We start from the raw sequence: 15,380 nt of genomic DNA, 5'->3' as shown, positions 1-15,380 counted from the left end.
AACGCAGAAGTTATAATGCCTCTACGTTTTACCATTTTTAAATATTACACCGGTTTATTCATTGAAATGTAATTTGCAGCTATTCAAAATCAACAACTAATTTTCATCGGCTTCTCTTTTATTACTTGTCTTTGTGCCATTTTGATTCTTAACGCCTTTACTTTTATATGGTTTGGCACTTTTTGCTTTGTTAGCACTAGCTTGCCAACGATTCCAACCTTTTTTTCCTGTTCCTCTGCCTGTTCCGCCTTTACCCTTGGCTTTACTCATTAAATCACTCCATTATCTTCGTTACTATTATCAATTAGTTTTATCCACTTTAGCTGGAAAAACTATGCTAACTTCTGCCTGACTCTTATCATTTATTAACCAAAAACGAAAGGGCGAATCCCTCAAAAAATTCGCCTTATAGTTAGTATTTTCAATTATATCTACCCTATAATAACTCTTTCCTTAGGATAATGAAAGTTATCTTTTTTCTCCTTTGTTCCTAAGAGATAGAGAAATGTTAATATTCCAATACGACCGATAAACATTAAGATCATGATAATGATCTTGCCGATTGTACTAAGCTCCGGTGTAATTCCCATTGATAAGCCTGTCGTACCAAAAGCAGAGCAGACTTCAAATAATATGGCGATAAACGGGAAAGTTTCTGTTCTCGTTAGAATCACAACTGCACTAAAACAGATTAGAAGGGCCATCATTGTGACAACAACAGATTTATTTAAATCTTCCACATGAAGTTCACGCTTAAATATCTTGATTGATTTATTCCCTCTTGCAAAATGAAAAAGAAATAATAAATTTAAGGCAAAGGTTGTTGTCCTTATTCCCCCTCCCACTGAACTTGGAGAAGCTCCAATAAACATTAACGCACACAAAATTAATAACGTCGTCTCTGTAAATAAGCTCACATCCATTGTTGCTAAACCAGCACTTCTAGTAGCTGTTGATTGAAACAATGAATAAAAGAAGGTTTCATGCCACTCTTTTCCCTTAAAGAAATAAGAGTATTCTAGGCATGCAATTGCAATCGTTCCAACGAAAATAAGGGCAAAAAATGTAATGGTTGTTAACTTTGAAAACAAAGTAAATCGATATCTTTTATTTTTACTAAATAAAAAATCCTTCACTTCAATTAAAACCGGGAAACCTATTGCACCTAATACAATTAAGATTATAACGATAAATTGGACAAAATAATCGTGAGCAAAAAGAACCATGGACTGTCCAGTTATATCAAATCCGGCATTTGTTGTTGCACTAACTGATGTGAAGAATCCTTGTAAATATGCTTCTTGCCAAGTGGAGTAATATTTTAGAAAATAAGTCCCCAGTACTAATCCACCAAGAAATTCTATTAGTAGGATAAGAACAATGATTTGGCGAATTAAGTTCACAATCCCAGATAAGTTAACTTGATTTTGGTCTGTCATGATCAATTGTCTTTCTTTTAACCCAATTTTTTTCCCCATTATTAGCCACACAAATGTCCCTAGTGTCATAATGCCGATTCCACCAAACTGCAACACAAATGCCAGTATAAATATACCGGGAACACTAAATGTGTCAGCTGTAGACATGACGGTCAACCCCGTTACACTAACAGCACTTACCGCAGTAAAAAGTGGGTCAATAAATGCAAATTCAACGCCTGGCTTATGCGCCATTGGCAAACTTAACAATAAAACAGATACCGTCACAGCTAAAAAATAATAGGAAACGATTAATTGCACAGGTGTTAACGATTGTAATCGATGCTTTATTTTACTCATATCTCATTCATTCCTATCCTATCGTTCAAATTACAGTATAAACAGGCACCTTGATGCACCCATGTTTCCTATCATAAAGAATATTGTATGAATTGAAAAGGTAAATTTCTTTTGTAATGGTTTCAAAACTTACCATCTCTATGTATCAAATATATCTGTTGATATAAAAAGGAAAAAGGATGACGACTAAGCCATCCTTCTCACCTTTATTTTGCTTCTAATCTGCTGATACGATCATCTAAATCAGGGTGTGTCGAAAATAACGACATTCCTTTTTTACTGTTAATTTTTAATGTAGATAACGATGCCTGGTCATCTGTTACACGCTGTGTATACAGTTTAAGGGAACGGAGTGCATGAATCATTTTATCCTTACCAGCTAAATCTGCTCCCCCTCTGTCCGCATGGTATTCGCGATATCTTGAGAAGGCAAACACCACTAAGCTTCCAAGAATTGAAAAGACCAATTGGAATATGATCACAGCAACAAAATGAACGATTGGAGCTAAATCCTCTCTTACAAAGCGAGATACAAGCCAAGCTGCAATACGTGCGAAGAATACAACAAAAGTATTGACGATTCCCTGTAATAACGTCATTGTCACCATATCACCGTTTGCAATATGTGCTACTTCATGAGCAACAACCCCTTCAACAGCAGCATCGTCCATTTCATGTAAGAGTCCAGTTGAAACTGCCACCAATGAGCGGCGCTTTGAAGGACCTGTAGCGAACGCATTGACCTCTGGAGATTGATAAATACCTACTTGAGGCATTTTTGTAAGACCAGCTGCTCTAGATAATCGATGAACTCGATCGACTAACTCTCTTTCAGCTGGAGAAAGCGAGCTATCAGGATTTAACACTTTTACCCCCATCATCATTTTGGCCATCCAGCGTGACATCGCTAATGACACAAATGAACCTGTAAAACCAACAACTGCACTAAAGATTAGGAGGCTAACTAAATCCAGGCCACCTCCTGCTGTTTGATATGGTGATACATTTAATAGGGATAAAACTATACCAATAGTGGTGATAACTAAAATATTTGATAAAAGAAAGAGAAAAATTCTTTTCGCCATACAGACCTCCATATTTCAAGTTCACATGAACTTATATTATAATAAAAATTATAGAAACATTTTTCATAAAAAGCAAGGAAGAAAATTTACATTTAATAAATCGTTCACGATTTTGTTAAATCCTTTACAATGATATTCGAAGCAAACTTTAGATTCTCGAAATGAGGTGTCATGATGTCTTTCCAATTATCAAGAGTACAAATGACAAAGCTTTTATATGCCTTAAAAGGTGAGTCACAACAAACTCCATTACATATTATTGAAGAAGCTTTAAAAAGATCGATATCTAATGAAAAGAACATTCCCAGTTTCATAATAAAGGCAAGTAAAAGAAAAAGCCATCTTGAATATGGTTTATCAACAAATGAAATTGTATCTTTAGCCAATCTTTGTGAATTAACCTCTTTAAAGTCCACCTCCATTCAAAATTGGATTAAACGGGATATAAAAGAGTTAATTGGACAACCTGAACTTGGTAAAAAATATTCAATAGAACAAGCCGCTATGCTATTAATTGTAAAAGATTTAAAAACAACTTTTGACTTTGAAAAAATTCGCAATGTACTAACAGAGGTCTTTAATACGCTTTCAGATCGTAGTGATGATTTAATGAGTCCGATCACTTTTTATGGAATATATGGGTCTATTCTAGAAAGCTTGGACACTTTTTCAGAAAGTGATTCAACACTTGAAGAACAGATAGATAACCAAATAAAATTTTCACCCCGGATTTCTTCAAACTTAACAGAAGACCAATTTCATACAATTCGAAGGATCTTAGTGACAACAGTTTTAGCTGTATTGGCTTCACATCTCCAAACGAGGGCTCAACTATATATAAATGATCTATAGGTATCTCATTTATCTAGGCTCCTCTAAAGATTTCCAGTATAGATATCCATACTTAAAGAAACCTTAACAGTAAGGATATAAAGGAAATCTTTATATGCTATTAGCAATTACAATAAAAGGAGTGCTTAAAATATGGCTAGAAGCAGCAATAAATTACTTGTCCCAGGGATTGAACAAGCTCTGGATCAAATTAAATATGAAATTGCTCAAGAATTTGGGGTACATTTAGGCTCAGATACTGTGTCTCGTGCGAATGGATCAGTGGGTGGAGAAATCACAAAACGCCTTGTAGCACAAGCACAGTCGCAGTTAAACGGACAAAGAACTGAATAACACATGGCAAAAAGGCTGATCAAATGGATCAGCCTTTTGTATAGACATTCGATTAAGCCCTTATTAATCTTCTCGATTCTTTTTATTATGGTTGTTTTGTTCACTTTGATTTTGTTCGTTATTGTTTTTGCGCTCTTCTTTAATTGCTTTATTTTCTTTGTGTGAGCCATTATTTTTTATAGTTTTATTTTCTTTGCTTGAGCCATTATTTTTTATAGCTTTATTTTCTTTGTGTCCGTTATCTTTGTTTACGTTATTTCCAAGATCATTATTCGTTTTTTTTTGCCCTTCCTTACGTTCCTGTTGCTTTTGTTTAGTAATTTGGCCATTATTATTCTCTTTGTTTTGATTTTTGCTTTGTTTTTTTTGAAAGTCTTGATTGCTTTTTGAAGCATTCTCTTTTAGCTTTTCCTTAGCTTCATTCAATTTTCCCTTCGTTTCCGGAGTTATTCCTTCTGTCTCAGTAACGATTTTATCGGGCTTATTGCTTTCTTTTTCGAAGTTAAACGGAGTACTACTTGTTCCTTGTTTTTTTTCTTGAACAGTTGGTGGTAATAGTTCTGTCTCTTTGTTAGGAGCCTGTTTACTTTCTTCCTGTTTCTTTTGTTCTACAAGTTCTATATATTTTCCGGTCGAAACCCCTTGTTTTTGTGCTTTATCTCTTGTTTCTAAATCTGATTCAATCGTTTTTACGACCATTTCCTCTTCTTCAATCGTAGAACTGATTTCAGTTATACCTTCTTGAAGCGCATCTTCAATATTCTTATCAGCTTCATTCATTACCGTAGTGATGACAATTTCTTTGCCAGGATAAACGTATCCATCTAACTTACATTCATTCACAATTATTTGTACCACTTCATTAAGCGGCTTTTTTTTCCAATCGCCAAGGTTATTAATTATGCTGTTCGCCTCTTCATTAAGCGGTACTAATGAAATCACCTTTAAATCATCATCAAGACTCACTTCAAAACTAGGGTTTATGTCAATTGACATGTATGCATAAACTTTATCATTGTTAAAAAAAGGTAGAAAACTAATCATAAAAAATATGATGGCTACTGCTGATAAAGCTCCCACCCTTGCTGTACGAGTACGAAAATGATCGAAAAAGGTTTTATTGGTTGCCCTTTTTGTTCGTGATGCAGCTTCTTCACGTTTATCCGCTAAAGGAAAAAAAGAAATTTCTTCACCTAATTTATAATTACCCTCATTATTTGAAGCCTTTAAAAATTGCCCATCTGGGGTAAGCAGTGTAACAAAGTCATCATCGAGCTCTACGACGACCCCTCTTTTCATGAATCTAGCACCCCTTTTATATAATCTTTTAAATAGACGAAATTTCCTGAAAGAATGATGGCCATAGCTATGATGTATTTTCTATTTCTCTCTATGGTTTTACGACTAACTGATACTTTCGCTTCAAGCTGTTTCACTGGCAGCTGTTTTTTTGCGAAAAGAATATTTCGCAGTTTCTCATCATTGACCAATTCTGCAGCGACTAATATCGCATTTTGTCTGGCATCAAAGTGTTTTGGAGATTGGTCAACAATTTCAGCAAATGTTAATTGAAAGTCTTTTAAGCAGTGCTGAAAATAAATAATTTCTTCTCTTCGATGTTCTTGTTCAAGTTCTTTTGTATATTCATCAATTGATAAGTCCGATTCAATTTTGCTCTGGGAAAATTCTCCCTCTTCATGCTCTTGTAACTCAAGATGAACCGTATATGGATGACGAGCTTCCTTACGTATATAGTCAATAACTTTTCTTTTAATGACAAGTTCTGCAAAAGCTAGTAATGAGCTCCCTTTATCAGTTGAATATTTTTCAATAGCATCATTAAACGCAATTAGACCAATGCTAAATTCATCATCATTTTCACTAATGTATCGTTTACAAACAGATGAAACTGTTTTAGCTACAAATGGTTTATATTGTTCAATTAATTCATTCTGTAAATGTTGATCTCCCTTTTGTATTTGGAGAACCGTTTCTTCTAATGTTCGTTTCTTTTTACCTAGTCTAAACAAAAGGCTAAGCATTGGGATGTTCACCTCTGTTTCCCCTTTATTACTTTGTTAATAATAGCTAATTTAATAGGGGATCGCAAAGGAAGAAATATGAAACTATTTTTCTGAATTCTACAAAAGGAAGTCAATTATTACAAAATAGAGTACTTTAGACCTATTGATTTTAAACCGATCGATCATACAAAAAAGCAAAGACTTTTTCATTTAGAACACCACACAAACTCACACAACATGTTGAATGGACACGGAAAGACCTGAAAAACATTAATCAATTTCAGCTTTATCGCTTTACCTCCCTCACCTTTTCTTCCGTTCATTAAATAGTTACGTCACGATAATTTAACTTAAGGGTGTTAAAATCATATTTCACAAAAAAATATGCTGAATGTGAATTTAGACCTATAAAATGTTACACATTTGATATATTTATTGTCCTTTCTATATTGATGCTGCTTTTAATCCCTTAAAATTCAAAAAAAAGAATCCGACCTACTATCGGATTCCTTACTCTTTTGCTAACTTAAAAATCATTGCTTGCTTTATTTATTGTCTCTTCATCAATTATCTTTTCATTATTTATATCCTTTGATAAGAACCATCCTCCAACAGCAATTGCAGCAAGGATAATCCAGAAAATGATTTTCCAAGTGGCAGATTCAATAAAATGTTTTGAGATGACGTCGATTTGCGGGTGTGCAAGTGTGTATAAAGCAAGCTTTACACCTACCCAGCCTACAATTAAAAAAGCAGCAGTTTCTAGATTTGGTTTTTTCTTTAAAAGTTTTACAAAGTACGTTGCTGCAAATCTCATGATCACAATTCCGATAATACCACCGGCTAATATAACTAGGAATTGTCCTCCGTCAAGACCGCCTATTACAGGTAAAGTTGTTGCAGGTAAAGTAACTGCAAGTGCTACTGCAGCCAAAATTGAGTCAACTGCAAACGCTAAGTCTGCAAGCTCCACCTTAAGGACTGTGCCCCAAAAGCCTGATTCCTTTTTCACGACCTTATGCTGCTCGCTTTTCTTTACCACAAATTTTCTCACGATATGGTTGATCGAAATATAGAGTAGATAAATTGCCCCTATTGCCTGAACTTGCCAAACATTGACAAGGAATGAAATGAGGAACAATGCACCAAATCGTAATACAAAGGCACCTGCAAGCCCATAAAATAATGCCTTCTTTCTTTGATCCTCAGGTAAATGCTTAACCATGACAGCCATAACTAATGCATTATCTGCTGCTAAAATCCCTTCTAATGCTACTAAAACTAATAATACCCAACCGTATTCCAATAGTAATGCCACATCCATTTTTTTCTCCTCCTATGCCTAAGTAGTATTTTCTTCTTATACCCTTTATTTGCAATAGGACAACAAAAAAAGACCCTTGCCAATAAAGGCAAAGGTCTTGCTAAGCATGTTTAACCGTTCCGATCATGCCAACAAAGCCGATGGAAGAGATCCATGAAATGACGACTTTGTTTTCAGGTTTCCCTGAACGCTACTCCCCTTTGAAAGAAGAATATGAAGTTACTTTTATCATACGTGCTTCTCTGTTTAATTGTCAAATATTTTTCTTCGTTTCTTATTAAATTCGTTTAATAAATTGTTCTATAAGCAGATCTATTCTTCATATTCATGAATAAAGACAAGCATTGTTTTTGAGGGGGATGAACATGGATTGGGTACAGGCAGTCATTTTAGGAATTATACAAGGTTTAACGGAATTTATTCCAATAAGCAGCACTGGACATCTATACTTAGGTCGACATTTTTTCGGATTGGAAGAAGCTGGCTTATTTTTAGATACTATGCTTCACCTAGGTACTCTTATAGCATTAGTTGTCTATTATAAAGATATTTTGATGAAATTAGTAAAAAACCCCTTTAGTCGGATATCAGCACTTTTAGTTGTTGGAACGATTCCTGCTGTTATAGCAGGTGTGTTGTTTAGTGATTATTTTGACAGTCTCTCAAAGTCAGGAATTTCGATTGGTTGGGAATTCTTAATTACCGGGTTCTTTTTATGGTTTGCTGATTCGATTAAAAATGGAGCAAAAAAAGTAGACAACATTTCGTTATTTGATTCTTTTTTTATTGGAAGCTTTCAAGCACTGGCCATTTTTCCAGCTATCTCTAGATCCGGTATGACGATCGTCGGTGCACTTCTAAGAAAAATGGACAAAGAAGCAGCTGCTTATTTTTCATTTTTATTGTCTATACCAGCTATTTGTGGAGGAGTTATTTTTCAATTAAAGGATATGGTAGCAGGTACAGTACCACAAATTAGCCTTCTATCAATGTTTATTGCTACTTTATCATCCGCCCTTTTCGGTTATATTGCTGTGAAATTTATGATCACTTTTGTTAAATATAGATCATTAAAAATCTTTGCTGTTTATGTATGGATTCTTGGGATTATCATTATTATCCTTCAGCAATTATCGATTTTCTAATTCAATTGGCAGCTATTTCTACTTATGAAATTCTTGCCTAAAGCTGAAAATAAAAGCAGGAAACTTACAACATAAGGCAGGGGATTATGATGCATACAATGTGGAAAGGCTCCATTAGTTTCGGGTTAGTAAACATACCTATCAAACTTTATGCGGCAACGGAAGATAAAGACATTAAACTAAGAACGCTTCATAAGAAATGTCATAGCCCAATACAATACGAAAAAAAATGTCCAAATTGTGATGAAGAAGTAAAAGCTGATGATGTTGTAAAAGGCTATGAATATGTTAAGGGAAAATATGTGGTGCTAACAGATGAAGAGCTCAAGGAATTAAAAGATGAGCACGAAGATAAAACAGTTGAAATTATCGATTTTGTAAAAATGGAGGATATTGACCCCATCTTTTTTAATCGGTCTTATTTTATAGGCCCTGGGGAAAATGGAGGAAAAGCATACGGTTTACTTAGAGAAGCTCTAACAAAATCAGGGAAAATTGGAATCGCTGAAATTACGATCCGCTCCAAGCAGCAGCTTGCAATGGTCCGTGTTTATCAAAACTGTATTGTGATGGAAACCGTCCATTATCCAGACGAAGTCCGAAATGTAAAAGAAGTGCCTAGTGTTCCAGAAAAGGTTGAGGTTGGTGACAAGGAGCTAGAAACTGCTATTATGCTTATTGATCAATTAACAACAACGTTTGAACCTGAAAAGTACAAAGACGATTATCGATTAGCCTTACAAGAATTAATTGAGAGAAAAGTGAACCAAGATGAAGGCAAAACACCAACTGAAACTGCACCGCGGCAAAATGTTGTTGATTTAATGAGTGCCCTCCAAGCAAGTATCGAAAAAACGAAAAAACCACAAACAAAGGCAAAACCAAAAGCAAAGCCCGCTAAAGCTGTTGGAGATGACACCCCATCCCCAAAGACAGGTGGGACAACTGAAAAGAAAACAAAAACTGTTCGAAAGAAGGCTTAGTTTGTTTTGAATGGCTTTCTCACTTCATATAGATTATGAAAAAAACTTGGTGATAGCTATCTATCACCAAGTTTTTTATTTAAACCAGCATTTATGCTCCTAATTACAACTTGATATAAATAAGTTGTTGCTGTTGAAGAAAGTTTGTCATTTATGTTTGTTTCCAGGTTTATTTTTCGGCTTATTAGCTCCTGGTTTATCACCTGGCTTTTTCCCTCGATCTTTTCCCGTTTTTTTGGATACAAATGTTAAAACAGCTGTTCCACCATTCTCCTTTGACGGAAGTTTAATAGTTACTTCTTGCTTATTATTTACAACATATTCATTATTATTGTATAGGTCTGTTAAAGTTGTATTGACAGCATAGTCAACCTTGAACGTTATTTGTTTTTCTTCACTGGCAGTATTAAGACCAACTAAGACACTTTCATCTTTATATTCTCGTTCAAAAACAAGATATTTTTCTGCATCTCCACCTGCAATCTTTTCACGTGTTCCTTTAGAAAATACTTTTGAGTAATCTTCACGAATATTTAGCAGTGTTGCATAGTGGCGGTGAAGCTCTATTGCTTTAGGGTCTTCATTTTCATAAAGTTCCCATGGCATGTCATCCCGGTTTTGGCCAAATGCTATTACATTGCCATTAGCATCTTTTTCCCAATCAGATTTTCCTGATCTACCCAGTTCTTCACCATAGTAAATAACAGGCTGACCTTTTGATGTAATTTGCAGAGCTGATGCGACTTTTAATTTTCCTACATCACCTTGGACATATTCTGATAAAAAGCCATTTTGATCATGGCTGCTAAGAAATTGGCCTAGTGTTGCAGTATTGGTTAGTTTATTGTTTCGATCTTGTAAGTATGTTTCAACTTGATCGATATTTCCTTCCACAAAGGATTTGGCTTTTTCCTTGAATTCAAAATCTAGTAGTGAGTCCATTTGACCTGTCCCTAGATAGCCACCATTATTTGTTATGCTCGCTCCCCAATATTCCCCAATTATTTTGAAGTTTGGATCTATGGCCGTAAGATCGTTTTTCAGCTCCTGCCATGTTGCATCTTCTACATGTTTTACCGTATCAATTCGGAAGTAATCGATTGTGTCTCCACGATCTGTTCTTGCCTTCTCAAGCCAAGCTGTTTGCCAGTCAATGATTTTTTGACGGACTTTTGGATCTTCCGTTTTGAAGTCTGGTAAGTTATCAAGCTCTCCTCTAACAGTTGGATCTTCATCAACTGTGCGTAACATTCCTTTAAATGGAACTAACTCTTCCACTGTAGGAAGATTTTCGCTATCACCTTTCCAAGTTTCCCAAAAATCTCCATCCATTCCATATCCAGCATGATTCACAACCACATCTAGCATAATTTTAATTCCACGATCATGTGCTTTTTCAATTAGCTTTTGGAATGTTTCGATATCACCTAAATGTTCATCTAAAGATGTAAAATCTTTTGCCCAATAACCATGGTAGCCATATTGTTTTGACTCTATGTTGCCAGCGGTTTGAAAATCTAGGCCTTTGTTGAAATCAATATTATCCACAATTGGTGTGATCCAGATTGTATTGATGCCCAGATCGTCAAGATAATCTAGTTGATCAATAATTCCTTGGAAATCACCGCCATGATATGCTTCTGAGTGAGTAGGGTCATATTCCTTCCCACCGTTATTTGATGGATCCCCATCTTTAAAACGGTCTGTTAGCATAAAATAAATTCTTGCTTCATCCCAATCAAAATTTAGCTTTCCACCAACCGATTGTTCAGGTTTAACAATAATATTTACTGTCTTCTTATGAGTGTTACCAAATTCATCAATGACGATGATCTCAAGCTCTTTTTCACCTGCTGTCACAGATTGACTTGCACCAACTGATATCGCTCCAACAGTTGGGTCAATTTCAACTTTTTCCTTGCCACCTAAAGGTGATAAATTCGCATATATTTCTCTAATGTTTACGTTGTCCTTAGATGTTACATTTACCGATAGGATTGTATGTTCATCATAAGAGATTTCGGAAGGAGAAGCATCAGCTTCGATTGTAAGATCCGGGCGAGTATACGTAATGATTGACTTTCCATTTTTCGTATTTTTTGGATCTGTTACTTCCACGGTTTGACCATCTTTTGTTACTAAGAATGAATACTCATACGTTCCTTCTGCTAATCCTTCTAGTTTATATGAAAAATACTCATTTTTATCGCTATATTCCATTGAATATTCCTTACCATCGATTTTTACTTTTACATCATCTATTGTATGCATGTCATCGTTTTGGAAAAGCTTTTCATTTCTATAGAAGAATGAAACATTTCCATCTTGTAAAATAGGTCCTTTGACAGAAGGTACAACTGTTTGTCCTGGAATACCAGTAACAACTGTCACTTTTGTAATGATATCATCCCGATTAATTTGCACATTGTGATCATCACTGTCAGGAGAGATTTTAGCCGTATTCCAATCAGTTCCTTTTCTAACTAAGAATCCGATTGATTCTGTTTCAGGGGCGATTTCTACATTCGCTATCGCTGTATCACCCTCAATTGTCTCAAAATCGATTTGATCATTTTTCACACCGGTATTCCATACCCAAAGATTCCAAGCACCGAAGTCACCTGTGAAATCACCATCTGGGCGAATATATTTAATGCGAACATAACGTTTAACATTTTTCTTTACTGCCATATCTATGGTTGCTTCTGAATCACCTGAAGTAGCAGTAAGTACAACATTACCTGGTTTGATTCCTGTAACCTTACCAGTATTATCAATGGTTGCAACTGATTTATCCGATGTTGACCATGATACTTTCGCGTGAAGCATATCTTGGTTAAATTGATCTTTTACATGGGCTGATAGCTGAGTAGAATATGTTTCAAACACAGAGTCATGACCAACGATTGTGATTGTATCCGGAACTAATGTTTCTACTGTTACATCAATCAATGCCTCAATGTCACCAGCTTTAACGGTAATTGTTGCTACTCCTTCAGCTACACCAACAACTCGCCCATTGCTAACTGTTGCCACTTCATGATCAGATGATGTCCACGTAAACTCTTCTCCGAGCATAACACGTCCTTTTTGATCCTTTACATAGGCTGTGATCCCTTTTGTGTCACCTGGATTGATCGCAAATGAATTTGGATTTACCTCAATACTAGTTGGTTCAGGTGTATACTCTTCCTCTGACTGATCATAAAGCACCATCATCGAAAGTCCTTCAACAGTAACTTTATCAGCGTTAACGGTACGAATTATTTCTGTTCCTGCTGAATTATGATCAACAACAACATTCCAATTTCCATTTGTAGGAAGAACTACTTCCTTTGCTGATTTATTTGCGTTATAGATTACAACAATATTTTTCCAAGAATCATTGTTTGCATTATCTTTTAATTGGTAGACCACAACATTTTCATTCTGCTTTAATACCTGGAGATGTTTTTCAATCTCTTCTTTTGAGTCCATTTTAAAAGCAGCATGTTGTTTACGTAATTCAATTAAGCCTTTGTAGTAAGTAAAGACTGATTGATATTCATCTTTTAATTCCCAACGAATTTTGTTAATCGTATCTGGACTCTTGTAACTGTTGTGAACTCCATACTTGCTTCTTAGGATTTCTTCCCCTGCATGTAAGAAAGGAATCCCTTGAGATGTTAAGACGATGCCATTCGCCAGTAGACTGCGTTTTACCCATTCATTGTTTAATACATTTTCTTCGGTGATGACAGCATGGGGGTCATAGTGTTCAGAATCATGATCACCATCTGTACCTGCTACTCTCATTAATTTATCCCAAAGATTTAAGTTATCATGTGCTGTAACATACGTAATACTTTCTTGTGGTTTACTTGTAAACTGGTCAATTGCCCCTTTCACACCAGCTACGATATCAGCTTCTTTACCGGAAGAACCTGTTGCAAAGCCAGTTCCAGCTCCATCACTGTCTCCTTTAATGGCCCCGCGAATATTATCGTTAAACACAGAATATCCTTGGTCTTTTTGTGATCCTTTCACATGTTGCATTGATGAAGGTAATCTTGTCGAGCCTCCTGTCCAAGGTTCACCATAGATTAACATATTCGGATCAACTTTATTTTTCAATTCTTTTGTTAATTCTTGCATTGTTTTTTGATCAATCAAGCCCATTAAATCAAAGCGAAAGCCATCAATACCAAACTCTGTTGCCCAATAATGGACAGAGTCTTTAATGTATTTTCGAACCATCGGGCGTTCAGATGCTACTTCATTTCCTGTTCCTGAACCATTTGTAATGTTACCGGCATCATCTGTACGATAATAATAACCAGGAACAATTAAATCAAATGGAGAGCTACCTTTTAGTTGTGTTGATTCATTCATATATGTGTGATTATATACAACGTCAGCAATCACACGAATTCCGTTATCATGCAATGATTGAACCATTTGCTTGTATTCCTTGATTCTGCTAGTAGGATCACTAGGATCGGTAGAATAGGAACCCTCTGGAACGTTAAAATGAATCGGATCATAACCCCAGTTGAATTTTGCATCAGTAGAGTTTGGATCATCTACTGTCAGTTCATTAACTGAACCAAAATCATAAGTTGGTAGTAAGTGAACATAATTTACACCTAGTTCTTTTAATGAATCAATACCCGTTTTCACACCGCCCAGTCCAGTTGTTCCTGTTTCCGTAAAGGCTAAGTACTTTCCTTTATGGTGCATTCCAGACTTTTCATCAATAGAGAAATCCCTTACATGTAACTCATAAATAATAGCATCTGCAGGAGATACAATAGCCGGCTTATCCGAAGGGTCAAACCCTGCAGGATCTGTACTATTTAAGTCAATGATAGCCGCCCTTTGACCATTAGCAGAAGTGGAACGAGCATAAGGATCTACAGCATAATGGGATGTTCCATCCGCAAACTCAAGCTTGTACATATAGTATTTATTCTTTAGATCTTGGTTAATAGAAATAGACCAAACACCATTACTTGCTCTAGTCATTACTGTTTCATTACCACCGGTGTGGTCAGTAACAAAGGGACCTTCGTATAGACCTGCTTCATCATAGATTGCTAGACTTACCTTTGTTGCTGTAGGAGCCCAGAGCTTAAAGGTCGTTTTGTTAGAAGAATAGATGTAACCTAAATCATCACCATTGTAATAGAAGCTGTCATCGTTAAGGACATTTCTCATCGTTACCTTTTTTCCTTCTGTCTGACCTAAAGAGACTTGGTACACGTTTCGAACGTCGATATTTTCACCATCAGCAATTGATAGTTTAGCCTTTTTATCACTAATTTTTGTCGTTGTTGTTTCTATCATTTCATTAGCAGCTATATCTGTAACGACAAATTCTTGCTCTCCAATCGCCTTATTTGTTGTCACTAAAATCTCACTTAAAGAATCCATTAAAGCTGATTGAACCTGGACTGGTTCAGATGACTCAATTGTAAAAATTGAATTTCCATCTGCTGTATTCGGATTAAGTGGATCAGTGCTATTTTCATTCCAGTTTCGGTTATTAAAAATATACTTATACTGATAATTTCCTTGTTCAAGATTAGGTAGAGTAGCTGTAAATACCCCATCATTCAATGTCATTTCAACAGCTGTTGTTAAATCCCAATTGTTAAAACTGCCAATCAAATATACTGCGTTTTCCCCTTTACTCACATAATTAAAAGTAACTGAACCATCATCATGAATCACTGGACTTGTTACTTCTGCGCTAACGTATTCATTTGGGACAAAACCTAAAAACAGTTGTAAAAAAAACGAAAAAATGACAAATAACGATAGCACTCTCATGTTTGACCTTTTCAAATTATGTTCCCTCCCCTTAAAAAGAATTAG

11 protein-coding genes and 1 riboswitch are annotated in these 15,380 nt (G+C 35.6%); of the genes, 4 read left to right on the top strand and 7 right to left on the bottom strand.

What is annotated here, in order from left to right; translation table 11 throughout:
* Window positions 1-96: 96 nt before the first annotated feature.
* From AC4GZ8_RS11810 to htpX, 3 genes are all read right to left on the bottom strand, one after another.
* Window positions 97-270, bottom strand: coding sequence for a DUF3934 family protein (locus tag AC4GZ8_RS11810; protein WP_491082045.1), 174 nt, complete (start codon window positions 268-270; stop codon window positions 97-99).
* A 161-nt stretch (window positions 271-431) separates the two neighbouring features.
* A complete protein-coding gene (locus AC4GZ8_RS11805; protein ID WP_491082044.1) occupies window positions 432-1,778 on the bottom strand; it encodes a TrkH family potassium uptake protein in 1,347 nt (448 codons plus the stop codon).
* A 206-nt stretch (window positions 1,779-1,984) separates the two neighbouring features.
* Window positions 1,985-2,863, bottom strand: coding sequence for a protease HtpX (gene htpX, locus AC4GZ8_RS11800; protein ID WP_491082043.1), 879 nt, complete (start codon window positions 2,861-2,863; stop codon window positions 1,985-1,987).
* A 174-nt stretch (window positions 2,864-3,037) separates the two neighbouring features.
* Here htpX and AC4GZ8_RS11795 point away from each other — a divergent pair, with 174 nt between their 5' ends.
* Together AC4GZ8_RS11795 and AC4GZ8_RS11790 are read left to right on the top strand one after the other, a co-directional pair.
* Window positions 3,038-3,715: a DUF1836 domain-containing protein gene (locus tag AC4GZ8_RS11795; protein ID WP_491082042.1), complete on the top strand. Its 678-nt coding sequence runs from the start codon at window positions 3,038-3,040 to the stop codon at window positions 3,713-3,715.
* Between the two features lie 132 nt (window positions 3,716-3,847).
* Window positions 3,848-4,048: an alpha/beta-type small acid-soluble spore protein gene (locus tag AC4GZ8_RS11790; RefSeq protein ID WP_491082041.1), complete on the top strand. Its 201-nt coding sequence runs from the start codon at window positions 3,848-3,850 to the stop codon at window positions 4,046-4,048.
* A gap of 63 nt (window positions 4,049-4,111) precedes the next feature.
* Here the strand turns inward: AC4GZ8_RS11790 and AC4GZ8_RS11785 are convergent, their stop codons facing one another.
* From AC4GZ8_RS11785 to AC4GZ8_RS11775, 3 genes are all read right to left on the bottom strand, one after another.
* Window positions 4,112-5,347 (bottom strand): anti-sigma factor domain-containing protein, encoded by a 1,236-nt coding sequence (locus AC4GZ8_RS11785; RefSeq protein ID WP_491082040.1) that lies wholly within the window; start codon window positions 5,345-5,347, stop codon window positions 4,112-4,114.
* Complete coding sequence (sigI, locus tag AC4GZ8_RS11780; protein ID WP_491082230.1) at window positions 5,344-6,090, bottom strand: RNA polymerase sigma factor SigI; 747 nt, start codon at window positions 6,088-6,090, stop codon at window positions 5,344-5,346. The genes AC4GZ8_RS11785 and sigI overlap by 4 nt, the downstream gene beginning before the upstream one ends.
* A gap of 508 nt (window positions 6,091-6,598) precedes the next feature.
* On the bottom strand, window positions 6,599-7,396 hold the full coding sequence (locus AC4GZ8_RS11775; protein WP_491082039.1) for a TerC family protein: 798 nt from the start codon (window positions 7,394-7,396) through the stop codon (window positions 6,599-6,601).
* Between the two features lie 47 nt (window positions 7,397-7,443).
* A riboswitch (yybP-ykoY riboswitch) is annotated at window positions 7,444-7,607 on the bottom strand.
* A 154-nt stretch (window positions 7,608-7,761) separates the two neighbouring features.
* On the opposite strand from AC4GZ8_RS11775, the gene AC4GZ8_RS11770 reads away from it, so the two are divergent.
* Window positions 7,762-8,541: an undecaprenyl-diphosphate phosphatase gene (locus AC4GZ8_RS11770; protein WP_491082038.1), complete on the top strand. Its 780-nt coding sequence runs from the start codon at window positions 7,762-7,764 to the stop codon at window positions 8,539-8,541.
* Window positions 8,542-8,630: 89 nt separating this feature from the next.
* Entirely contained in the window at window positions 8,631-9,524 is an 894-nt protein-coding gene (gene ku, locus AC4GZ8_RS11765; protein WP_491082037.1) for a non-homologous end joining protein Ku, read from the top strand.
* A gap of 147 nt (window positions 9,525-9,671) precedes the next feature.
* On the opposite strand, the gene pulA is transcribed toward ku, so the two are convergent.
* Window positions 9,672-15,350, bottom strand: a complete 5,679-nt coding sequence (pulA, locus tag AC4GZ8_RS11760) for a type I pullulanase (RefSeq protein WP_491082036.1) — start codon at window positions 15,348-15,350, stop codon at window positions 9,672-9,674.
* Window positions 15,351-15,380 lie beyond the last annotated feature (30 nt).

It is taken from the genome of Metabacillus sp. RB-C-LZQ-3-1 (genome assembly GCF_058315175.1).
The sequence above is the reverse complement of the archived record's forward strand: the minus strand, read 5'-3'. Positions and strand labels throughout refer to the sequence as shown.

Coding starts and splice junctions, on each gene's coding strand:
- AC4GZ8_RS11810 (WP_491082045.1), bottom strand. CDS start 270: ATGAGTAAAGCCAAGGGTAAAGGCGGAACAGGCAGAGGAACAGGAAAA.
- AC4GZ8_RS11805 (WP_491082044.1), bottom strand. CDS start 1,778: ATGAGTAAAATAAAGCATCGATTACAATCGTTAACACCTGTGCAATTA.
- htpX (WP_491082043.1), bottom strand. CDS start 2,863: ATGGCGAAAAGAATTTTTCTCTTTCTTTTATCAAATATTTTAGTTATC.
- AC4GZ8_RS11795 (WP_491082042.1), top strand. CDS start 3,038: ATGTCTTTCCAATTATCAAGAGTACAAATGACAAAGCTTTTATATGCC.
- AC4GZ8_RS11790 (WP_491082041.1), top strand. CDS start 3,848: ATGGCTAGAAGCAGCAATAAATTACTTGTCCCAGGGATTGAACAAGCT.
- AC4GZ8_RS11785 (WP_491082040.1), bottom strand. CDS start 5,347: ATGAAAAGAGGGGTCGTCGTAGAGCTCGATGATGACTTTGTTACACTG.
- sigI (WP_491082230.1), bottom strand. CDS start 6,090: ATGCTTAGCCTTTTGTTTAGACTAGGTAAAAAGAAACGAACATTAGAA.
- AC4GZ8_RS11775 (WP_491082039.1), bottom strand. CDS start 7,396: ATGGATGTGGCATTACTATTGGAATACGGTTGGGTATTATTAGTTTTA.
- AC4GZ8_RS11770 (WP_491082038.1), top strand. CDS start 7,762: ATGGATTGGGTACAGGCAGTCATTTTAGGAATTATACAAGGTTTAACG.
- ku (WP_491082037.1), top strand. CDS start 8,631: ATGCATACAATGTGGAAAGGCTCCATTAGTTTCGGGTTAGTAAACATA.